We start from the raw sequence: 20,682 nt of genomic DNA, 5'->3' as shown, positions 1-20,682 counted from the left end.
TGTCCGGACGCGCTGCATGCCTGATTCGACCCCACCGCACGCCCCGCCTGCCGGCACGGCCCAGCGCCCGTTGCAGCGCTGGCGCAGCGAGGGGCGACAGCCCCTGGTCGACGTGGTGGCCGAGGAAGTGCCGGTGGCGCTGCGTTACAACGGCGCCGCCTTCGCGGTGATGATGGCCACGCCCTGCGACCTGGAGGACTTTGCGCTGGGCTTCTCGCTCAGCGAGGGATTGATCGCTACGCCTGCCCAACTGCTGGCCATCGAGGTACGACCGCAACTGGAAGGCATCGAGCTGCAGATGACCGTGACCGAGGATGCACCCGGTGCCGATCTGGATCCGGCCAACGGGCGCCTGCTGCCCGGCCGCGGTGGCTGCGGCCTGTGCGGCACGCGCCAGCTGGAGGAAGTGCTGCGGCCGCTGCCGCAGATCCGCGAACGCCGCAGCTATTCCGCCACCGCCCTGCAGCGGGCGGTGGCGACCTTGGCGCAGCACCAGCCGATGAATGCGGCAAGCGGTTCGGTCCACGCCGCGGCCTGGGCCGACGCCAGTGGGCGCATCGGTTGGGTACGCGAGGACGTGGGTCGCCACAATGCACTGGACAAGCTGATCGGCGCCCTGCATCACAACGAGCACGCCATCGACGGTGGGTTGCTGGTGATTTCCAGCCGCGCCAGCTACGAAATGGTGAGCAAGGCAGCGCGTGCGGGAGCCAGCGTGCTGGCGGCGGTTTCGGCGCCGACCGCGCTGGCGATCGACCTGGCCCGCAGTGCCGGCCTGTGCCTGGTCGGGTTCGCACGGGAAAGCGGGTTCAATGTGTATACCCATCCCGAGCGGCTGCAGGCAGACGACAAGTAGCCCCGAAAACCCCGCGCTGCGCGCGATAGTCGACTGACAGTCGACTCTACCCCGTCGGCTCCATTCAGACCGGCCCGGGCGACCACTGCCACCCGGGCCAGGCCAGATCTCAGCGCAGCGCGACCTTCGGGAAGTCCACCGGCACGTCAAACGCTGCGTTGTAGAGTCGACTGTCAGTCGACTGCTCTTCGTTCAGCCTCCCCGAAAACCCCGCGCTGCGCGCGATAGTCGACTGACAGTCGACTCTACCCGGTCGGCTCCATTCAGACCTGCCCGCGCGGCCCGCTGCCACCCGGGCCAGGCCAGATCTCAGCGCAGCGCCACCTTCGGGAAGTCCACCGGCACGTCGAACGCTGCGTTGTAGAGTCGACTGTCAGTCGACTGCTCTTCGTTCAGCCCCCGAAAACCCCGCGCTGCGCGCGATAGTCGACTGACAGTCGACTCTACCCGGTCGGCTCCATTCAGACCGGCCCGGGCGACCACTGCCACCCGGGCCAGGCCAGATCTCAGCGCAGCGCGACCTTCGGGAAGTCCACCGGCACGTCAAACGCTGCGTTGTAGAGTCGACTGTCAATCGACTGCTCTTCGTTCAGCCTCCCCGAAAACCCCGCGCTGCGCGCGATAGTCGACTGACAGTCGACTCTACCCGGTCGGCTCCAATCAGACCGGCCCGGGCGACCACTGCCACCCGGGCCAGGCCAGATCTCAGCGCAGCGCGACCTTCGGGAAGTCCACCGGCACGTCAAACGCTGCGTTGTAGAATCGACTGTCAGTCGACTGCTCTTCGTTCAGCCCCCCCGAAAACCCCGCGCTGCGCGCGATAGTCGACTGACAGTCGACTCTACCCCGTCGGCTCCATTCAGACCTGCCCGGGCGACCACTGCCATCCGGGCCAGGCCAGATCTCAGCGCAGCGCGACCTTCGGGAAGTCCACCGGGACGTCGAATGCTACGTTGACGTAGTTGGTGAACAGGTTGAGCGCGACGTGGGCGAGGATCTCAACGATCTGCTCATCATCGAAGCCAGCCGCACGCAACGCCTGCACATCGCCATCGGCAATCTGCGCTCGTTGATCGACCACCTTCAGCACGAAGTCCAATGCCGCCGAGGTGGCCGGATCGCTGGACTGGCCGATCTGCGCTGCGGCCATCTGCTCGCCGCTGGCGCCGGCCTTGCGGCCCAGCGCGGTGTGCGCGGCCAGGCAGTACTCGCAGGCATTGCGGTTGGCAATGGCCACGGCGATCTGCTCGCCCAGCAGCGGCGACAGGCGACCGCCGCCCAGCGCGCCGAACGAACCCCACATGCTCTGCAGCGCGGCCGGCGAATTGGCCACGGCACGGAACATGGCCGGGGTGGCGCCGAAGGCGGCGTGGACCTGGCCCAGCAGGGCCTGACGGTCGGCGGTGGTATTGGCGGCATCGATCAGGGGGACACGGGACATGGTGGATCTCCTTGGGAAAGCGCCCGGGATTGGACGACCCGCTCATCCTAGGTAGACTCCATGGACGAATCAGGCGCAATAAACCACATATGTTGTCCATTCATCCATGAACGTGTCCGCCGACACTTCCGCGCCCGACCGCCTCTCCTCCCTGCTGGAACGCTTCCGGGTGCAGGCCGCGCTGTTCCACAGCGGTCCGCTGTGCGGGCGCCACGTCTTCGAACCGCAGCCCGGTCGTGCCTTCCTGCACATCCTGCGCCAGGGTGAAATGGAGGTCCGTCATCCCGGAGGCGATATCGCGCTGCCCCGGTTGAAGATCGACACACCCAGCCTGCTGCTGTATCCGCAGCCGCTGCACCATGTGTTCTTCAACGCACCGCTGGATGGCCCGGATTTCACCTGCGCCACGCTGGACTTCGATGGCGGCGCGCGCAATCCGATCGTGCAGTCGCTGCCACCGGTGATGGTGGTGCCGCTGGCGGCGATCGGCGAACTGGATGACACCCTGCACCTGCTGTTCGCCGAGGCCGATCGCCAGCGCTGCGGTTCCCGGCTACTGACCAACCGCCTGTTCGAGGTGGCGCTGATCCAGATCCTGCGCTGGGTGGTGGACCACCCGGAAGCGGCGGGCGTCAGCCATGGGCTGATGCGCGGGCTGTCCGATGCGCGGCTGGCCCGTACGCTGGTGGCGATGCACCAGGCGCCGCAGGACGAATGGACGCTGCCGCGCATGGCTGCGACTGCCGGCATGTCGCGCAGCGCGTTCGCGGCCGTGTTCAAGGAGGTGATGCAGGCGACGCCGGCCGCTTATCTGCTGGACTGGCGGCTGAGCTTGGCCTGCGCGCAGCTGCGGGCAGGCGTGGCGGTCAAGCAAGTGGCGATCGAGCTGGGGTTTGCCGATACCGCCTCCCTGTCGAAGGCGTTCCGCAAGCGGCTGGGAGCGTCGCCGAGGGCGTGGCTGGTCGCGAGCGTCGCGCAGGCTGGGTAGACGCGCGAGGGGTAGAGTTGACTGTCAGTCGACTAGCGCGCGAAGCGCGGGATTTTCGTTGTCTGACCGAAGGGCAGTCGACTGACAGTCGACTCTACCGAAGCGCATTTTCGTGGCCTGACCGAAGGGCAGCCGACCAGCGGTCGGCTCTACCACGGGTGATGTCTGCTCGCTGTCGAAGGCGTTCCGCAAGCGGCTGGGGGCCAGACTGGGCAGACGCGCGAGGGGTAGAGTCGACTGTCAGTCGACTAACGCGCGAAGCGCGGGGTTTTCGTTGTCTGACCGAAGAGCAGTCGACTGACAGTCGACTCTACCGAAGCGGCATTTTCGTGGCCTGACCGAAGGGCAGCCGACTAACGGTCGGCTCTACCACGGGCGATGTCTGCGCGCCGGCTGGCCGCTCAACTGGAGGTTCCGTCAGACTTCGCCAACAACCCGGCGATGCGCTCGGCAACACGGGCGCGCACGCCTTCGTCCAGCTGGCCTTCGTACATCGCCTCGTAGATCCACAGGCCATCGGCGGCCAGTCGCGCCACGAAATTGTCGAGCGTCGTCGGATCGACATTCCCGGCCTCCGGCGCGGATGGTGCCCAGCGCCGCACCGCCGGTCCCCACGGACGCTCATCGGCGTCCGGGTCCGCCGATTCGAGCATGAACATCAGTTCGGCACGGGTGGCACTCTGCGCCGAGACACGCACGAAGGTCTGGTAGCGCTCCAGTGCCGTCGCTTCATCCGCGCGCTTGCCCAGCAGCGTTTCCATCGACGTTTCCCAGGCATGCACCAGGTGCTCGTCGATGCCGCGCAGCAGCGCCTCGCGCGACGGGAAGTGGTACAGCAGGCCGCCGCGGGTCAGCTTGGCCTCGGCCGCCACCGACTCGAAGGTCACCGCTCGCACGCCATCACGATTGATCACGTTGACGGCGGCGTCGAGGATGCGGTCGCGCTTGCTGGTTCTCATCGCTTCATTTTACGCGATCGGCCGCACCTTCGCGGCTGCCAACGCGGCCGCGCAGCAGGCGCGCCAGGATCGTCGCGCCCAGCGCCAGCACTACGGTGATCACCAGCAGCACGATCTGGTAGCCACGGTCATATGCGGCCGCAGCCAGTGCGAACCACTCACCCTGCCCGCTCTCGCGCGCGACATGCAGCGCCTGGGTGAACCCCCCGCGGGCGAGCACCGGCATATCGGCCGAGACCGGCAGGAACGCGCTGTACATCGCGGCGCTCAGGCTGCCCAGCATCGCCACCGCCAGCAGGCCGCCGAATTCGTAGGACACCTCTTCGACCGACGAGGCCATGCCTGCGCGGTGTGCCGGCACATTGTTGAGGATGGCGGTGGATGCCACCGAGATGGCCGAACCCATGCCGAAGCCGGTGATGGCCATACCAGCCACCACCCAGCCAAGGCCGTGCGGAAAGCCGAACGCCACCACGCCGACGCCCAGCGCACCTGCGGCCAGGCCACCACAGATCAGCGGGCGCAGGCCCACCCGGTGCAGGATGCTGCCGCCCAGCAGCGCGCTCGGAAGGCTGCCCATTGCCGCCACCGAGACCAGCAGGCCCGCCTGCAGCGGCGTGAAGCCTGCAACCAGCTGGAAGCGCTGGGTGGTGACCAGCTGCAGGCCGGCCATCGCGAACAGGGTGAACACCGCCGACAGCGTGCCGGCCAGGAACGCCGGGTTGCGGAAGATCGCGAAGTCCAGCAGCGGGTACGGCAGCTGTTGCTGGCGGCGCGCGAACGCCGCGCCGCTGATGACGGCCAACAGCAGCGCGCCCGCGCCCAGCGCATACGACGGCGGCGTAGCGATCAGCGACTTGATCGCCAGCACCAGGCCGGACAGTGCCGCCAATGCCAGCACCGAGGACACAAGGTCCCATGGCCGCGAGGTGTCGCGCTGTCCTTCCGGCGCCAGCAGCAGCGTGGCCACGAACGCGACCACCACCACCGGCACGTTGATCAGGAACACCGAGCCCCACCAGAAGTGCTGCAGCAGCCAGCCGCCAATGATCGGGCCGAGCGCCGCACCGACGATGGCCACCGAACCCCAGATCGCGATGGCGATGTTGCGTTCGCGCTCTTCGTGGAAGCTCAGGCCGATCAGCGCCAGCGTGGCCGGCATCATCGCGGCCGCGCCGATCGCCAGGAACGCGCGTGCGGCAATCAGCTGCGCTGCGGTGTCGGCGAACGCCGCTGCCAGCGAGGCGACGCCGAACACCACCAGGCCGATCAGGAACATGCGGCGATGGCCGATGCGGTCGCCCAGCGTGCCCGCACCCAGCAGCAGGCCGGCCATCACCAGCGGATAGGCGTTGATGATCCACAGCGCCTGTCCGGCACTGGCCGAGAGTTCCTCGGTCAGCGTCGGCAGCGCGGTGTAGAGCACGGAGTTGTCGAGCGTGACCAGCAGCAGGCCGGCGGCGACGGTGAACAACAGTGCCCAGCGACGGGCACGCGACAGGGCCGGAGCACCGGCCAAGGGCTGGGACAAAGCCATGGGAGAACCTGATGGGGGTGGAGTACGATCATAACTATACAGGATGTCCTGTATAGTTCTGACCTTGAGAGCCAGCCGATTCAGCTTTTGTAGAGGCGAGCCTGCTCGTCGGAACCGCCAGCCAGGCGTGGCCTGGCTCTACTGCTAGACGCTCACCGGCAGTCTTCCGGCAGCGCGGCGATGGCCGATACCACCGCCGCCTGCATCCCCTGCCCTACGGCGGCGTCCAGCTCGCCACCAATGTCACCATGCTGGCGCCGCAGTTCGTCCTCGCACAGGCCGCGCACGCGCACACGGGCATTCGCGCGCAGGCTGCTGCACCGCCAGTCGGTGCCACCCAGCGGCAGCACCGAGTACACCACGCTGTTGCAGGCGTTGCCGGCGCGCTGCTGCAGCGGCAGTCCACCGAAATCCCGCGGTTCGCTGCTGCGTTGCGGGTCGAAGTAGCTGTCCGGGAACGTGCGCGCGTACTGTTCGATATCCACCGCCATGCTGCGCCCACCGGCCAACGGCATCTGCAGCGGCTGCCCGCACTGCGTCGCATCGGCGCGGTGCTGGATGTACTGGTAGATCGGCCGGTCCAGCGATGGATCCTGCCGGGTCACCGCGCTGACTGCCGCCAGCACCGGCAGCGATGCACGATTGGCCATGCGCGCCAGCAGTCCCGCCTGCGCTGGCTGGCAGCGGTCGCGCACTGTTGCCGCAAGCAGGAACAGCACGTCGTTGCGGAATGCGTGGTCGTCACCCAGGCGCTGTTCGATGCGCTGGCTGGCATTGGACGTCGGCGCCGGAAACGCGACCGCAGGCGGCGCGATGGGTGCGCGCTGCCGCTGCCACCACAGCAGCACCACCGCGCCCAGCAGCACCCCGGCAGCCATGATCCATCGCCTGCGCATCAGTTGCGGATCGCCGTCAGCGTGGCCGCAGCGGCATCGTAGGACGCGCTGGCGATGTCCGCGTCGAAACGCTTCACCTGCAGGCGGCCGGCAAGCCGGTATGGATCCCAGAGATCGCCCAGCGCGATCGGCGTGCCTAGGGTCACGTGGATGATCTGGTTCGGCGGCGGTGGCGGCACGTGGATGCACGCGCCGTAGAACGGCACGAACAGCAGTTCATCCACCAATCCTGCATCGTTGGTGCCGAGCGGTACCACGTAGCCATCCAGATCCACCGTGCGACCATCGACAGCATCGACCACCCGCGAAGAGCCGAACTGCTTGGCGCGATCCGGGCTGGAATGGTCGATCTCCAGCCCCGGTGGCGTGCCCGAGCCGGTGTCGTCGATCAGGCCACCCACGCCGTCCATGCCATTGCGTGACAGGCCGATCTGCGGGGGTGGGCGCTGGTAGGTGACCTCGTCGGGTCGCAACGCGTCCCAACGGTCGATGGGGGCTTCGGCCGTGGCGGAGGGCGCCGGTTTGTCCTGCGGCGTGACCCCCACCGCATCGCCGCCAGGCGCCGTGCAGCCCGCCAACCACAGGCATCCCAACGCCAGCAACAGGTGACTACGGTTCATACGGCCTCAGCTGTGCGTCACGCATGGTGTAGGCCGAACCGGCCAGATCGTCGTCCAAGCGTTCGGCATGCAAGGTGCCGGCCAGGAAGAACGGCGAATACATGTCAGGCATGTCGATCGGGCGCGGCAGCACCACGTGCACGATCTGGTTCGGCGGCGGTGGTGGCACATGGATGCAGGCGCCGTAGTACGGCACGAACAGGAATTCGGTCAGCCGCCCGTCCTGCGCGTTGGCCAGTGGTACCACGTAGCCCGGCAGGCGCACCGGCCGCTGCAGCACCGTGTCCACGGTGCGGAAGGTGCCGAACTGCGGCATGCGCCGGTTGCCGTTGTGTTCGACTTCCGGGCCCTCGCCGCGTTCCAGCGCGGCCAGCTCGTCCTTGGGCATCATCTGCAGCCAGTCCAGCTCCTGCTCTGCCGCATCCGCAGCGTCAGCGCGGTCGACAACCGGCGCGGGTGGCAGGGCCTGCACACCGGTATCCACCGGCCGCTCGCAGGCAACCAGGGCCAGTACCATCGGCAGCGACAGCATCCAGCGCATGCTCAGCCTCCCGGTGAAAGGCCATCGGCCAAGGTGCGCCGGTAAGCGAGCAACGCCGGGACCAGCCCGGCCACCGCGCTGATCGCCAGCACGCCTGCCACCCAGGCCAGCTCGCGGCCGTCCGGCCAGACATGGGTGATCGACAGGCCAAAGTTGGCCAGGGCCCAGCCGCGCCCCGCAACGCTGGCGGCCACCAGAAGCACCAGCGCCAGCACGCAGGCCACCGCACTGGTCGCCACCGCCTCCACCACCAGCAGGCCAGCGATGTAACCCGGTCGCGCGCCGGTGGCACGCAGGATGGCCATCTCACGCCGCCGCTCCTGCAGGGTCGAGACCAGCAGCGCCACCAGCGAGACCATGCCCAGCAGTACCACCATCGCACTGATCAGCTGCAACGCCCGCTCGGCGGTGCCCAGTGACTGCCACAGCTGCTGCAGGGTCACGCCGGGCAGGATCGCCAGCATCGCCTCGTCCGGATACTCGTTGATCCTGCGCTGTACCGAGAACGTGGCGATGCGCGAATTCAGTCCGAGCATGAAGGCGGTGATGCTGGTCGGAGTCAGGTCCAGGTGGCGCGCCTGCTCGGCGCTGACGCGCTGGCTGCGCAGCTGCACGCCCGATCGCCAGTCGACATGGATCGCTTCGATCGCCGGCAGCGAAACCAGCAGCGACGAATCCACCGGCGTGCCGGTGCGCTGCAGGATGCCGGCAACACGGAATGGCTTGTCGGCATGCGTGGCCAGCGTGACCGCGCCGGTGCCGTGTGCCAGCACGATCTGGTCACCGAGGCCGACCTTCTGCGCGCGCGCCACCTCGGCACCGATCACCACGTCATACAGATCATCGAACGGCCGTCCGTCCGCGAACGCAAGCGCGTGCCCGGCGCCATAGCGGTAGTGCTCGAAATAGCCATCGCTGGTACCGACCACGCGGTAGCCGCGCCAGGAATCGCCCAGCGAAAGTGGCACCGCCCACTTCACCTGCGGCAACGCGGACAGCTCCTGGTAGGACTGCCAGGACACGTTGTTGGTCGGGTCACCGATATGGAACACCGAGTACAGCAGCAGGTTCACCGGCCCCGAACGCGCACCGACGATCAGGTCGGTGCCCGACACCGTGCTGGCGAAGCCTTCGTGTGCCTGCGTGCGCACGCGCTCGACGCCCAGCAACAGCACCACGCTGAGGGTGATGACCAGCACGGTCAGGCCCACGCTCAACGCACGGCTGCGCAGGCTGGCCCAGGCAAGCTCAAGCATGGCCGGCACCTGCCTGGTTGATCTGAGACAGGGCAATCGTGCGGTCGAACAACGGCTGCAGGCTGTCGTCATGGCTGACCACCAGCACCGTGGTGCCGGCCGCCTGGCACTGCGCGGACATCAGCTTCAGGAACGCGGTTGCCGCTTCACGGTCAAGCGCCGAGGTGGGCTCATCGGCCAGCAGCAATGCCGGACGACCGATCAGGGCACGTGCTGCCGCCACGCGTTGTCGCTGGCCAACACTGAGCGTACCTGCGCGCCGCTGCATAAGCTCAGGGTTGAGCTGCAGGGCCTGCAGCAGGCGGGCGATCTCGGCATCCAACGGCCCACTGATGCGCGCGCTGCGCAGGCGCGAAAAGCGCAGGCCCAGCGCGATGTTGTCGCGCACGCTGAGGAACGGCAGCAGGTTGAACTGCTGGAAGATCACGCCCAGCTGGTCGGCGCGGAAGCGATCCCGCGCCGCGCCTCCCATGTCCTGCAGCGCCTGGCCGGCCACCTCGACACGGCCCTTGCCGGGCAGCAGCACGCCTGCCAGCAGGCCCAGCAGGGTGCTTTTGCCGCCACCGCTGATTCCGCGCAGCAACACGCTGCTGCCCTGCTCGACCCATAACCGCGGGATGTCCAGCACCCGCTGCATGCCGTAGCCGAACTGCACGTCTTCCAGCGAGATCACCGGTGCCGCGCTCACGGTGCCAGCACCACGCGCAGGTTGTCGGGCGTCAGCACGCTGCGGTTCTGGCCATTGGCGGTTGCGCTGTTGACGATGACTTCGTGCAGGCCGGGGAATAGTACGGGCAGGCGCACGACGATGGCGCGCAGCGCGGCAGGTTTGGCACAGTGGTACTGCAGCGTTGCGCTGAAGCCTGCGTGCCGGTGCTGTCCCGGCGGCGGCGCGGCGGCCGCCGCGTCGAAGCCCTCTGCATCGGCTTTACCGGTGGCCAGACGGCAGCCCGCAGCGGTGGGCAAGGTGACCCAGCTGCCGCCCTTCAGCACTGTCGTAGCCCGTGCCAGCGCGGCCTGCTCGGCTGCATTGGCCGGCGGTCGCTCGTAATCGAGGATGCCGATGCCGGGGGCCTGCAGGGCGAACTCCAGCGTCTGCTGGTCAAGCGCAACATCGACGGTCGCCTGGCCGTGCACGTGCGGTGCGTGCTGGCGGATGTCATGGGCCTGCGCGGCACTGGCAGCCAGCAGCAGGAAAAGAGCAGCAGAACGCTTCATGGGGGAGGCTCCAATTGTTACTATGTAACATTATGGACCACATCCCCACGACGCCCGCAAGGGCCCTGGCCCAGCCGCCAACTTCGGCACGCTGGCACCCCCGCTTCGATCTTGCCGGTGCCTGGCTGTCCATGGCCTGCGCCGCCCATTGCATCGCCCTGCCCCTGCTGCTGGCCTTCGTGCCGGCCGCGATGATGGCGCTGCGCTCGTTCCAGCATCCCGGCCATGGCGCGATGACATTGCTGTTGATGATGTCGCGCTGGGAATGGCTGTTCGCGCTGCTGGCCTCGTCGCTGGCCTTGGCGAGTACCTCGGCCGGGGTGCACCGGCACGGGCGCTGGCGGCCGGTGCGGCTGGCCTGCGCCGGCGCCATCCTGCTGCTGTCGGCCTCGCTGTATCTGCCGCTGAAGGAATCGCTGCTCTGGCATGGCGTGGCGACAGCCAGCGGTGGCGTGCTGCTGGCATGCGCGCACATCGGCAACCGGCGCGCGCTGCGCACCCGCTGACACCGGCCGCGGGTCGGCAGCCCCGGGGACCCGGCAGCCGGCCAGCGGCCGGCTCTACCCATCCGTACATGGGCCACGCATCAGGTGATACGCATTTGGTAGTGCCGGCCGCTGGCCGGCAGCCCCAAGGACCCGGCAGCCGGCCAGCGGCCGGCTCTACCTATCCATGCATGGGCCACGCAACAGGTGATACACAGTCGGTAGTGCCGGCCGCTGGCCGGCAGCTGCTGTGATCCGGCAGGAGGGGAAAAGCCGGCCAGCGGCCGGCTCTACCGATCTCTATTCGTCAAACGGACGCTGGCCGAGCGTCTGCGTCACGTGGTCGACGAAACAGGTGATGCGGGCGGCCAGCGCGGTGTTGCGGTAGTACACCGCGTTGATCGGCTGCCGCACTTCCTGCGTCTGCCTGGCGAACAGTTGCACCAGGCGGCCATCACGCCGGTCCTGGCGGGTCAGGAAATCAGACAGGCAGGCGATGCCCAGCCCGGCTACCGCCATCTGCCGCAGTGTCTCGCCACTGGATGAAGCGATGGCCGGCTCGATCACGAAAGGCCCGCCATCGGCATCCTGCAGCGGCCATTCGTTCAACGAACTGGGCTGGGTGAAGCCCAGCAGGTCGTGCTCACGCAGCTGCTCCACGCGCGTGGGCGTTCCCTGGCGGCGCAGGTATTCGGGGCTGGCCACCACCCGGATGCGGCTGTGGCCGATCGGCCGCGCATGCAGGGTCGAGTCGCGCAGCACGCCAATGCGGAATGCTACGTCGGTGCGCTTCTCGATCAGGTCGGTGATGCCTTCATTGGAATTCAGCTCCAGCTCCACCTGCGGGTAGCGCTCACGGAACCCCTCAAGCAGCGGCACGATCACGTGCAGCATGAACGGCGTGGCGGCGTCCACGCGCAGGCGCCCGACCGGCTGCAGCCGCCGCGCGGCCATCTGTTCCTCGGCCTCGTCCACCGTGGCCAGGATCGTACGCGCGTACTCCAGGAACGCCGCGCCTTCCTCGGTCAGTTCCAGCCGCCGCGTGGTCCGTCGCAGCAGCGTGGTCTGCAGCTTGTCCTCCAGCCGCGCCAGGGTGCGGCTGGTGGCCGAGATGGTCAGTTCCAGCGCCTCGGCCGCCGCCGTGATCGAACCACTGTCGACCACGGCCACGAAGGCCTTCAGCTCATCCAGGGTGGTTTTCATTTTTTACCTCGGCGCAAAAGCGTTTCCCGTATACACGGCTTAATCAACAAATGTAAAGCGCCCACACTTCGCCCTGTCCCGAGCCCACCGGCTCTCAACGAAGTCCCTGGAGTCCATCATGAGCGTTCCTTCCTTTGGCGTCGGCACCTTCCGCCTGACCGGCCAGACCGTCATCGACTCGGTGCGCAACGCCCTCGAGGTTGGCTACCGTGCGGTCGATACCGCGCAGATCTATGGCAACGAAGCCGAAGTCGGCCAGGCCATCGCCGAATCCGGCGTTCCGCGCGACCAGCTGTTCCTGACCACCAAGATCTGGGTGGACAACTACGCTGCCGACAAGCTGATCCCGAGCCTGCGCGACAGCCTGGCCAAGCTGCGCACCGACTACGTCGACCTGCTGCTGATCCACTGGCCGGCGCCGGGCAATGGCGTTGAACTGCGCGAGTACATGACCGCGCTGGCCGAAGCCAAGACGCTGGGCCTGACCCGCCAGATCGGTGTGTCCAACTTCAACATCGAGCTGACCCGGCAGGCCATCGAGGTGGTCGGTGCCGGCGAGATCGCCACCAACCAGATCGAACTGAGCCCCTACCTGCAGAACCCGGCACTGACCGCCTTCCTGCAGGACCAGGGCATCACCGTGACCTCCTACATGACCCTGGCCTACGGCAAGGTACTGAAGGATCCGGTGCTGGCCGCCATCGCCGACAAGCACCAGGCCACCGTGGCCCAGGTCGCGCTGGCGTGGGCGCTGCAGCGGGGTTACTCGGTCATTCCGTCCTCGACCAAGCGCGAGAACCTGGCCAGCAACCTGCTCGCCCAGGACCTGCACCTGGATGCCGATGACATGGCCGCGATCGCTGCGCTTGACCGCAACGGCCGCGAAGTCGATCCGCCGGGCCTGGCCCCGGCCTGGGACTGAGGAGCCTGGCCATGGGCAGTGCGTTGGCGCGGCTGCAGGCCGGTGGCTTCAGCATCGGCATCGAAGCACCGCTGGACAATGACTGGACGCCGCTGGGCGAACAGGCACGACGCGCCGCGCGACGCCTGCCCGGTGAACCGGACCTGCAGCGCCATGCGGAACTGGCACGGTTGGCCGACCGCCTCGGCTTCCGTGTGCTGTGGGTACGCGACGTGCCGGTGTACGATCCGGCCTTCGGCGATGCGGCGCAGGTGTTCGAGGTATTCAGTTACCTCGGCTACCTGGCCGGCATCACCAATGACATCCTGCTGGGCACCGGTGCGGTGGTGCTGCCGATCCGTGAGCCGTTGCTGACCCTGAAGTCGGCGCGCAGCGTGCAGCGGCTGAGCGGCGACCGCCTGTTGCTGGGCGTGGCCAGTGGCGACCGCCCGGTGGAGTACCCGCTGTTCGGTCGCGACTTCGACAGCCGTGGCAGCCGTTTCCGCGCGCAGATCGCATTGCTGCGCGAAGGCGCCGCCGCGCACCTGCCGCAGGGCCTGGACGTGCTGCCCGCCGATGGCCCGGCCCTGCCGTTGTTCGTGGCCGGCCTGGCCCAACAGCAACCAGCATGGATCGGCCAGCACATGGACGGTTGCCTGGCCTACCCGGGCACGCCGCAGGACCATGTACAACGCGTGGCGGCCTGGCGCGCCGTGGCCGGCAACAAGCCCTATGCCAGCTTCATCCACCTGGACCTGGTGGACGATGCCGACGCCCCCCTGCAGCGCTGGCGCTTCGGCCTGCGTGGCGGCCGCAACGCCCTGCTGGCCGAGCTGCACGCCATGCAGGCGGCCGGTGTCGACCACATCGGCCTGCAGTTCCGCCGCAACGAACGGCCGTTGGCCGAAACCTTCCACGAAATCGCCGAGTACGTGCTGCCGCACTTCCCGGCCCATGCCGGCGCCACCGCGACGGCCTGACAGTTACCGGAGCTTTGCCATGAAGATGAAGACCCTGGCCGCGCTTGCGCTGGCCACCCTGCCGCTGTCCTTCCAGGCCACCGCCGAGGAGTGGTATCCCTCTGCCTACGGCGCCAACGACGAGATCGGCGCGGCCAACCTGCTCACCGCTGACGTGGTCAAGCACGCGGTCTCGCTGGTCAGGACCGGCAAGACCTATCCGCTGGCGGTGCCGGTGGACAAGAACCTGCCCGCGTTCCGCCACCGCAGCTTCCGCCTGTACAACGTGCAGGTCGGCCAGCAGGCCGGCAAGTCGCTGGGCCCCAACAAGTTCACCTTCAACGATGAACTGGTGAACGCCTGGACCGGCGTTGGCACCCAGCTCAACGGCATCGGCCATATCGGCATCGACAACGTCTACTACAACGGCAACAAGGCCGCCGACTTCGTCACCGTGGACGGTGTGCGCAAGCTCGGCGTCGAGAAGGTACCGCCGATGGTCACCCGCGGCGTCGTGCTGGACATGACCGCGTACTACGGCAAGGCGATCGTGCCCGGCGGCACCGAGTTCACCGTGGCCGACATCCAGGCCGTGCTGAAGAAGCAGGGACTGAGCCTGCGCAAGGGCGACGTGGTGCTGTTCAACACCGGTTGGCTGGAACTGATCGGCAAGGACAACACGCAGTTCCTGGAAGTGGAGCCGGGTATCGGCATGGAGGCCGCGAAGTGGCTGGCCGACCAGGGCATCGTCGCCTTCGGTGGCGACACCTGGGCCTCGGAGGTCTACCCGAACCCGAACGGTGCCGAGGAGTTCCCGATCAACCAGTACATGCTGGCCAAGCGCGGCATCTACAACCTGGAGCTGATCGACAGCCGTGCCCTGGTGCGCGACAAGGCCTGGGAATTCCTGTTCGTGCTCGGCCAGCCCCTCTACGTCGGCTCGACCCAGGTCAACATCAATCCGGTGGCGATCCGATGAACACAGCTCCCGCCTTGCCGTTGTTCGCCGGCCGCCGCTTCCGCGTCAGCTATGACGGCCTGGCCGCCGACAATGTCTACAGCGCCGATGGCCGCCACGTGCAGTACGCCATCCTCTCCGGCGCCTATGCCGGTGCGCAGGGCGAAGCCGCCTGCGAGTGGCAGCAGATCAGCGAAGGGGTCTATGCCCTTTCGTGGCAGGAAGCCGATGGCGCAACGGTCGTGCATGTCGATGACTTCGTCGGCGGGCGTTCGCTGGCCTGGTTCACCGCCACCGATGGCAGTTTCCATCGCATGCAAGGGCCGTTGGCAGCACTGTGACGCTGGCCAGCTGCCGGCACCACCGGTGAGTGGACGGAACATTACAGATCGGTAATGTTCGGGTCAGGGCAGCGAAAGGCGCTGCCCTCCACCCTGAGGGCCACTTCTTCCACAGGTGTCCCGCGCATGACCCGTTCCCTTCGCCGCTCTGCCACCCTCGCGCTTCTCCTGTCTGGCCTCGCGGTTGCGCCGCTGGCCCTGGCCCATCCCAGCCTGGTGCGTTCGACGCCGGCCGCCGACGCCACCATAGCCCCGGCGACCGAGATCACGCTGCAGTTCAGTGAGAAGGTGATGCCGCGTGCCACCCGCATCGAACTGAGCATGGACCATGGCCGCATGAAGATGGCCATGCCCACCACCGCGCAGGACCTCTCCGAAGATGGGCACACGCTGCGTGCGCGCTTCGCCAAGCCGCTGCCCGCCGGCAGCTACGCACTGCAATGGCGCGCGGTCGGCCAGGACAGCCACCCGATCACCGGCAACTACCGCTTCACCGTGAAGTAAGGTCGCCGCCGTGGCCGAGCTCTCGCCGTATGCGCTGCGGCTGGCGCTGTACCTGGTGCTGATGCTGCTGTTCGGGCGGCTGCTGTTCGTCCGCCCCGGACTGCCGCGCAGCATCTCGCTGACGCTCGCCGTGGTTGCGCTCATCCTGGTCGTCATCGATGCAGTAAACCGGTTGTCCGGCGTGCTTGGCATCCCGGCAGCCGACATCGACCCAGCAACGGCGCACTGGTTCCTCACCGGCACGCCGGTGGGTAAGGCCGGCCTGCTGCGCACCGTGGCAGTGCTGGCGATGCTGCCCCTGCTGGCATCCGTTACGCCGCTGCGGGGCCTGCGCCGCCTGGCGCTGCTCGCGTTGTCCGCCACCGCCCTGGCCAGCCTGTCCTGGAACGGGCATGCCGCCGCCGGTGATGGATTCGGCGGCACCTTGCGGCTGACGGCCGGCATCGTGCATCTGCTCGCCGCCGGCGCCTGGGTCGGCGCGATCGCCGCCATCCTGCAGCTGGCGCTGCGTCCACAGGGCCTGCGCCTGCGCGAACGTACCCGCGAACTGTGGCAGGCCGCGCACTGCTTCGCCGTGCCTGGCACGATCATCGTCGCCCTGTTGGCGATGACCGGCACCTATACCTATGTCGATCTCGGCGGTTCCATACAGACCCTGACCGGCGCCGCGCACGGACGCTGGCTGCTGCTCAAACTCGCCCTGGTCGGTGGCATGCTGGGCCTGGCCGCGCTGCATCGCTGGCGGCTGGTGCCGGCGCTGGCGGTCTCCATCCGTGGCGGCTGGCAACCCAGGCCGCTGCGCTCGCTCCGCCAAAGCCTGGCCTGCGAATCGCTGCTGGCGCTGCTGGTGCTGGCCTGCGTCGCGGTGCTTGGCACGCTGGACCCACTGGCATGATCAATCCGTTCCGGTACGGGCCCAAGCTGCGATGATGGGCGCATCATGAAACTGCTGATCGTCGAAGACGAACCCAAGACCGGCAACTACCTGCGCCAGGGGCTGATCGAGGCCGGCTACGTGGTCGATCTCGCCTGCAACGGCGTCGACGGGCTGCACCTGGCCGGCAGCGGCGAGTACCAGCTGGTCATCCTCGACGTGATGCTGCCCGGCCTGGATGGCTGGAACGTGCTGTCGCGGCTGCGCGAGGCCGGCTGGCAGGTGCCGGTACTGTTCCTGACCGCGCGCAGCAGCATCGCCGACCGCGTGCAGGGCCTTGAGCTGGGCGCCGACGACTACCTGGCCAAGCCATTCGCCTTCGCCGAGCTGCTGGCGCGGGTACGCACCCTGCTGCGTCGCGGCCAGGCGCAGCCGCAGGCCGAGCGCATCGTCATCGCCGACCTGGTGGTGGACACCCTGCGCCGCCGGGTTGAACGCGGCGGCCAGCGCATCACCCTCAGCCAGAAGGAATACACCCTGCTGGAGCTGCTGGCGCGCCGACGTGGCGAAGTGCTGCCGCGCTCGTTGATCGCTTCGCAGGTGTGGGACATGAATTTCGACAGCGACACCAACGTGATCGACGTGGCGATCCGCCGCCTGCGCGCGAAGATCGACGATGACTTCGATGCCAAGCTGATCGTCACCGTGCGCGGCATGGGCTATGTGCTGGAGGCGCCGGACGACGGTGCAGTGCACAGCGGATGAGCCTGCGCCGTTCCATCGCGGTGCGGCTGACGCTGCTGTTCGCCATCGTGGCCACGCTGGTGCTGGCCGCGTTGGGCGTGGCGATCTATGTCAGTGCCCGCCACGACCTGGTCGCCCAGGACTTCGTCGAACTGGAAAACAAGGTCGCGTTGATCCGTGACCTCGCCGATAACGGACCTGCGTCCACACGCGCGAAGCGCTTGGCAGAGGCGCTGGGCCATCATCCGGAAATCGCCTTCCACGTTGTTGATGGGCGTGGCGCGGTGCTGTTCTCGACCGCACCGGCGCTGCTGCGCGAGCATGCACGCGGCCAGCCGATCGACGCCGCGCCACGGCGGCACGACTGGATCCTCGCCGATGGCCGCTGCATGCATGCCCTGCACCTGCGCCAGACCCTGGCCGACGGCAGCCCGCTGGTCACCCTGCTGGCCATCGATGACGACCGCCATGCCGATTTCCTGCAGCGCTTTCGCCACCTGCTGGCGATCGCGATCATCGGCGCCGCGGTGGCCAGCAGCCTGCTCGGCGGTTATGTGGTGCGGCGTACGCTACGGCCGCTGCGCACGCTGGCCGATGAGGCCAGGCAGATCACCGCCGGTCGCCTGCAGCGCCGCCTGAGCGCGCGCAGTGCACCGGCCGAACTGGAGCAGTTGGCGGAGACCCTCAACGGCATGCTGGCACGCCTGCAGCAGGACTTCGCGCGGCTGACCGAGTTCTCCGGTGATCTCGCCCACGAGTTGCGCACCCCGATCACCAACATGCTGACCCAGGTGCAGGTGGTGCTGGCGCACCCGCGCAGCAACGAGGCCTACCGCGAGACGCTGGCGTCGTGTGCCGAAGAACTGCAGCAGCTGGCGCAGACCGTGGGCGACCTGCTGTACCTGGCGCAGGCCGAGGCGCCGGGCGCGCTTCCCTCACGCGAGCCGGTGGCGCTGGATGGGGTGGTGGATTCGCTGCTCGAGTTCTACGACCTGCTGGCCGAGGACCGGAAGTTGACCCTGCGCCGCGACGGTGTGGCGAGCGTGGAAGGCAACCGCCTGATGCTGCACCGTGCGATCGCCAACCTGCTGTCCAACGCGTTGAAGCACGCAGCCGTGGGCAGCGAAGTACGGGTGCGGCTGCTCGAGGCTGATGGCGTGTGCAGGGTCAGCGTGCACAACCTTGGCACGCCGATTGCCGCCGAAGCGCTGCCGCGCCTGTTCGATCGCTTCTACCGCGGCGAGCGCGGCCGCCACGAAGGTGCCGGACTGGGGCTGGCGATCACCCGCGCGATTGCACAGGCCCATGGCGGTAGTGTGAGTGTTGTGTCGGATGACACCGGCACCGTGTTCGAACTGGTGCTGCCGGGCGCCGCCGCCCGGTAGTGCCGGCCGCTGGCCGGTACCCCGGTACATCAAGCGCATTGCAGTTGCCGGCCAGCGGCCGGCACTACCCTGCACAGCCAGCCCATGGCAGCGTCTCAGGAACGTTGCTTCGGTGCTGCCGGCCAGCGGCCGGCACTACCCAGCGCGCGCGCCCCTGGTCGGTAGTGCCGGCCGCTGGCCGGCAACCCCGGTCTGCTCGAACACCCCGGCCACCCAGTCGATGAACACCCGCAAGCGTGGCGACGGCGTGCGGTTGCGCGGGTAGACCAGGCTCAACGGGCTTGGCGTCGGCGGCGTCTCGGGCAACAGCTCAACCAGCTGCCCGCGCGCGATATACGGGTCCATCCGGTAGCGCGGCGCCTGGATGATGCCCAGGCCCGCCAACGCGGCCCCAAGGAATGCATCCGCGCCGGAAACACGCACCCGCGCCTGCAGCGGCACGTAGCGCAGCTGTCCCGCCTGTTGGAACTCCAGGGGGATCAGCTGGCCAGTGGCGGTGGATCGGTAGCCGACCATCTGATGGCCTTGCTCCAGCGATTCAATGGTATCGGGCAGGCCGTGCGCCTGCACATAACCCGGAGCGGCCACCGTGACCTCGCGCAGCATCGTCAACCGGCGCGCCGCCAGATCGCTGTCGGCCAGCGTCCCCACCCGCAACGCCGCATCCACGCCTTCGCGCAGCAGGTCGACATAGCGGTCGCCTTCACTGACGTCCAGCTCGATCTCCGGGTAGCGCTGCAGGAACTCCGGCAGGTGCGGAAACAGCAGGTGCCGGCCCAGCGTGCCATGCACTTCAATGCGCAACGGGCCACGTGGCGGGGCATCACGGAACGCTGCCTCGGCATCGTCCATGTCGGCGATCAGGCGCAGGCAACGGCCATAGAAGGCCTCGCCTTCCGGCGTCGGCACCACCAGCCGGGTGGTCCGGTGCAGCAGGCGCACGCCCAGCCGCTGTTCCAGCGCCTTGATCGCGTCGGTCACCGTGGCCCGCGGCAGGCCCAGGTCCTCGGAGGCCCGGGTGAAGCTGCGGCGCTCGACGATACGGACGAAGGCGCGCATGGCCGTGAAACGATCCATTGTTCGGCTGTCCGGATGATGTTGACGGATTATGCAGGATTATCCGAAAAGGCAATGTCGCGAAGATGGCCCTGCGCCACTCCGGCGCGCCCGCTGGAACCGACCATGACCCTCTCCCCCGCCCGCTCTGTCGCCCTGGTCACCGGCGGTTCCCGTGGCATCGGCGCCGCCATCTCCCGCCGCCTGGCCGCCGATGGCCACGCGCTCGCGATCAACTATGCGGGCCGCCGCGACGACGCCGAAGCATTGGCGGCCGAACTCAACGCGGCCGGCGCGCCGTCCATCGCGCTGCAGGCCGATGTCGCCGATCCGCAGGCGGTGCGGCAGCTGTTCGATGCCATCGAGGCGCGCTTCGGCGGTATAGACGTAGTGGTGAACAGTGCCGGCGTGTTGCAGCTGGCACCATTGGCCGATACCGACGACGCCCTGTTCGAGAGGGTGATCGGGATCAACCTGAAAGGCGCCTTCAACGTGCTGCGCGAGAGCGCGCGACGGGTGCGCGACGGTGGCCGCCTGATCACCCTGTCCACCAGCGTGGTCGGCATCAGACTGGAGAACTACAGCGTGTACGCAGCCAGCAAGGCGGCGGTGGAGACGATGGGCGCGATCCTCAGCAAGGAGCTGCGCGGGCGCAACATCACCGTGAATGCAGTGGCGCCCGGCCCGACCGCCACCGACCTGTTCCTGGACGGAAAGTCGCCGGAGCTGATCGAGCGGCTGGCGAAGATGAACCCTCTGGAGCGACTGGGTACGCCAGAGGACATCGCCGGCGCGGTGGCGTTCCTGGCCGGTGCCGATGGCGGGTGGATCAACGGTCAGGTCCTGCGCGCCAATGGCGGGATGGTGTAGGCCGTGGCCATCGCACACCGGTAGTCGCCCACCTTGGTGGGCGCTTCGCCGTCTGCCAACCAAGGTTGGCCTCTACCGGGCGGAGAGCCG

The 20,682-nt window shown here is 68.0% G+C and carries 23 protein-coding genes; 12 read left to right on the top strand and 11 right to left on the bottom strand.

Annotated features, from left to right (window positions below):
- The first annotated feature begins 16 nt into the window (after positions 1-16).
- Positions 17-856 carry a formate dehydrogenase accessory sulfurtransferase FdhD gene (fdhD, locus tag H4O10_RS00290; RefSeq protein WP_012480395.1) on the top strand — a complete coding sequence of 280 codons (840 nt, stop codon included), beginning with the start codon at positions 17-19 and terminating at the stop codon, positions 854-856.
- 904 nt (positions 857-1,760) lie between these two features.
- Here fdhD and H4O10_RS00285 read toward each other — a convergent pair.
- Positions 1,761-2,297: a carboxymuconolactone decarboxylase family protein gene (locus H4O10_RS00285; protein ID WP_012480396.1), complete on the bottom strand. Its 537-nt coding sequence runs from the start codon at positions 2,295-2,297 to the stop codon at positions 1,761-1,763.
- Positions 2,298-2,403: 106 nt separating this feature from the next.
- Here H4O10_RS00285 and H4O10_RS00280 point away from each other — a divergent pair, with 106 nt between their 5' ends.
- The gene (locus tag H4O10_RS00280; protein ID WP_012480397.1) at positions 2,404-3,285 is read left to right on the top strand and encodes an AraC family transcriptional regulator; all 882 of its coding nucleotides are present in this window, start codon (positions 2,404-2,406) and stop codon (positions 3,283-3,285) included.
- A 401-nt stretch (positions 3,286-3,686) separates the two neighbouring features.
- Here H4O10_RS00280 and H4O10_RS00275 read toward each other — a convergent pair whose 3' ends face one another.
- The 8 genes from H4O10_RS00275 to H4O10_RS00240 all read right to left on the bottom strand — a co-directional run bounded on the left by H4O10_RS00275 (position 3,687) and on the right by H4O10_RS00240 (position 10,312).
- Complete coding sequence (locus H4O10_RS00275; protein ID WP_049441301.1) at positions 3,687-4,244, bottom strand: TetR/AcrR family transcriptional regulator; 558 nt, start codon at positions 4,242-4,244, stop codon at positions 3,687-3,689.
- Positions 4,245-4,248: 4 nt separating this feature from the next.
- Complete coding sequence (locus H4O10_RS00270) at positions 4,249-5,781, bottom strand: MFS transporter (protein WP_049441298.1); 1,533 nt, start codon at positions 5,779-5,781, stop codon at positions 4,249-4,251.
- Positions 5,782-5,933: 152 nt separating this feature from the next.
- Entirely contained in the window at positions 5,934-6,677 is a 744-nt protein-coding gene (locus tag H4O10_RS00265; RefSeq protein ID WP_012480400.1) for a hypothetical protein, read from the bottom strand.
- Positions 6,677-7,297: a DUF3299 domain-containing protein gene (locus H4O10_RS00260; RefSeq protein WP_012480401.1), complete on the bottom strand. Its 621-nt coding sequence runs from the start codon at positions 7,295-7,297 to the stop codon at positions 6,677-6,679. The genes H4O10_RS00265 and H4O10_RS00260 overlap by 1 nt, the downstream gene beginning before the upstream one ends.
- Positions 7,287-7,838, bottom strand: coding sequence for a DUF3299 domain-containing protein (locus H4O10_RS00255; protein WP_044570292.1), 552 nt, complete (start codon positions 7,836-7,838; stop codon positions 7,287-7,289). The genes H4O10_RS00260 and H4O10_RS00255 overlap by 11 nt, the downstream gene beginning before the upstream one ends.
- 2 nt (positions 7,839-7,840) lie before the next feature.
- Entirely contained in the window at positions 7,841-9,094 is a 1,254-nt protein-coding gene (locus tag H4O10_RS00250; RefSeq protein ID WP_044570293.1) for an ABC transporter permease, read from the bottom strand.
- Positions 9,087-9,782 carry an ATP-binding cassette domain-containing protein gene (locus H4O10_RS00245; protein WP_099596108.1) on the bottom strand — a complete coding sequence of 232 codons (696 nt, stop codon included), beginning with the start codon at positions 9,780-9,782 and terminating at the stop codon, positions 9,087-9,089. The genes H4O10_RS00250 and H4O10_RS00245 overlap by 8 nt, the downstream gene beginning before the upstream one ends.
- Positions 9,779-10,312 carry a DUF2796 domain-containing protein gene (locus H4O10_RS00240; RefSeq protein WP_012480405.1) on the bottom strand — a complete coding sequence of 178 codons (534 nt, stop codon included), beginning with the start codon at positions 10,310-10,312 and terminating at the stop codon, positions 9,779-9,781. Before H4O10_RS00240 ends, H4O10_RS00245 begins: the two co-directional genes overlap by 4 nt.
- A gap of 32 nt (positions 10,313-10,344) precedes the next feature.
- Here H4O10_RS00240 and H4O10_RS00235 point away from each other — a divergent pair, with 32 nt between their 5' ends.
- The gene (locus H4O10_RS00235; RefSeq protein ID WP_044570295.1) at positions 10,345-10,818 is read left to right on the top strand and encodes a MerC domain-containing protein; all 474 of its coding nucleotides are present in this window, start codon (positions 10,345-10,347) and stop codon (positions 10,816-10,818) included.
- 279 nt (positions 10,819-11,097) lie between these two features.
- Here the strand turns inward: H4O10_RS00235 and H4O10_RS00230 are convergent, their stop codons facing one another.
- Positions 11,098-12,000 (bottom strand): LysR family transcriptional regulator, encoded by a 903-nt coding sequence (locus H4O10_RS00230; protein ID WP_005413602.1) that lies wholly within the window; start codon positions 11,998-12,000, stop codon positions 11,098-11,100.
- 118 nt (positions 12,001-12,118) lie between these two features.
- On the opposite strand from H4O10_RS00230, the gene dkgB reads away from it, so the two are divergent.
- From dkgB to H4O10_RS00190, 8 genes are all read left to right on the top strand, one after another.
- A complete protein-coding gene (dkgB, locus tag H4O10_RS00225; RefSeq protein ID WP_012480407.1) occupies positions 12,119-12,922 on the top strand; it encodes a 2,5-didehydrogluconate reductase DkgB in 804 nt (267 codons plus the stop codon).
- A gap of 11 nt (positions 12,923-12,933) precedes the next feature.
- Positions 12,934-13,881 carry a TIGR03571 family LLM class oxidoreductase gene (locus H4O10_RS00220; RefSeq protein ID WP_180845724.1) on the top strand — a complete coding sequence of 316 codons (948 nt, stop codon included), beginning with the start codon at positions 12,934-12,936 and terminating at the stop codon, positions 13,879-13,881.
- A gap of 19 nt (positions 13,882-13,900) precedes the next feature.
- The gene (locus tag H4O10_RS00215; RefSeq protein ID WP_005413604.1) at positions 13,901-14,839 is read left to right on the top strand and encodes a cyclase family protein; all 939 of its coding nucleotides are present in this window, start codon (positions 13,901-13,903) and stop codon (positions 14,837-14,839) included.
- Positions 14,836-15,159: a hypothetical protein gene (locus H4O10_RS00210; RefSeq protein WP_012480409.1), complete on the top strand. Its 324-nt coding sequence runs from the start codon at positions 14,836-14,838 to the stop codon at positions 15,157-15,159. Before H4O10_RS00215 ends, H4O10_RS00210 begins: the two co-directional genes overlap by 4 nt.
- A 126-nt stretch (positions 15,160-15,285) precedes the next feature.
- Positions 15,286-15,663 carry a copper homeostasis periplasmic binding protein CopC gene (gene copC / locus H4O10_RS00205; protein ID WP_012480410.1) on the top strand — a complete coding sequence of 126 codons (378 nt, stop codon included), beginning with the start codon at positions 15,286-15,288 and terminating at the stop codon, positions 15,661-15,663.
- 10 nt (positions 15,664-15,673) lie between these two features.
- Positions 15,674-16,558, top strand: coding sequence for a copper homeostasis membrane protein CopD (gene copD, locus H4O10_RS00200; protein ID WP_012480411.1), 885 nt, complete (start codon positions 15,674-15,676; stop codon positions 16,556-16,558).
- 45 nt (positions 16,559-16,603) lie between these two features.
- Positions 16,604-17,302 (top strand): heavy metal response regulator transcription factor, encoded by a 699-nt coding sequence (locus tag H4O10_RS00195; protein ID WP_012480412.1) that lies wholly within the window; start codon positions 16,604-16,606, stop codon positions 17,300-17,302.
- Positions 17,299-18,666 (top strand): heavy metal sensor histidine kinase, encoded by a 1,368-nt coding sequence (locus H4O10_RS00190; protein ID WP_012480413.1) that lies wholly within the window; start codon positions 17,299-17,301, stop codon positions 18,664-18,666. The genes H4O10_RS00195 and H4O10_RS00190 overlap by 4 nt, the downstream gene beginning before the upstream one ends.
- Before the next feature lie 135 nt (positions 18,667-18,801).
- Here the strand turns inward: H4O10_RS00190 and H4O10_RS00185 are convergent, their stop codons facing one another.
- Positions 18,802-19,743: a LysR family transcriptional regulator gene (locus H4O10_RS00185; RefSeq protein WP_012480414.1), complete on the bottom strand. Its 942-nt coding sequence runs from the start codon at positions 19,741-19,743 to the stop codon at positions 18,802-18,804.
- 105 nt (positions 19,744-19,848) lie between these two features.
- Here H4O10_RS00185 and H4O10_RS00180 point away from each other — a divergent pair, with 105 nt between their 5' ends.
- Positions 19,849-20,592: an SDR family oxidoreductase gene (locus tag H4O10_RS00180; RefSeq protein WP_012480415.1), complete on the top strand. Its 744-nt coding sequence runs from the start codon at positions 19,849-19,851 to the stop codon at positions 20,590-20,592.
- Positions 20,593-20,682: the final 90 nt, after the last annotated feature.

Origin of the sequence: Stenotrophomonas sp. I18B00994, assembly GCF_014145825.1 — a bacterium.
In the GTDB taxonomy this organism is placed as follows: Bacteria; Pseudomonadota; Gammaproteobacteria; order Xanthomonadales; family Xanthomonadaceae; genus Stenotrophomonas; species Stenotrophomonas maltophilia.
Note: the sequence above shows the minus strand (reverse complement) of the source record. Positions and strands in the feature narration are given on the sequence as shown.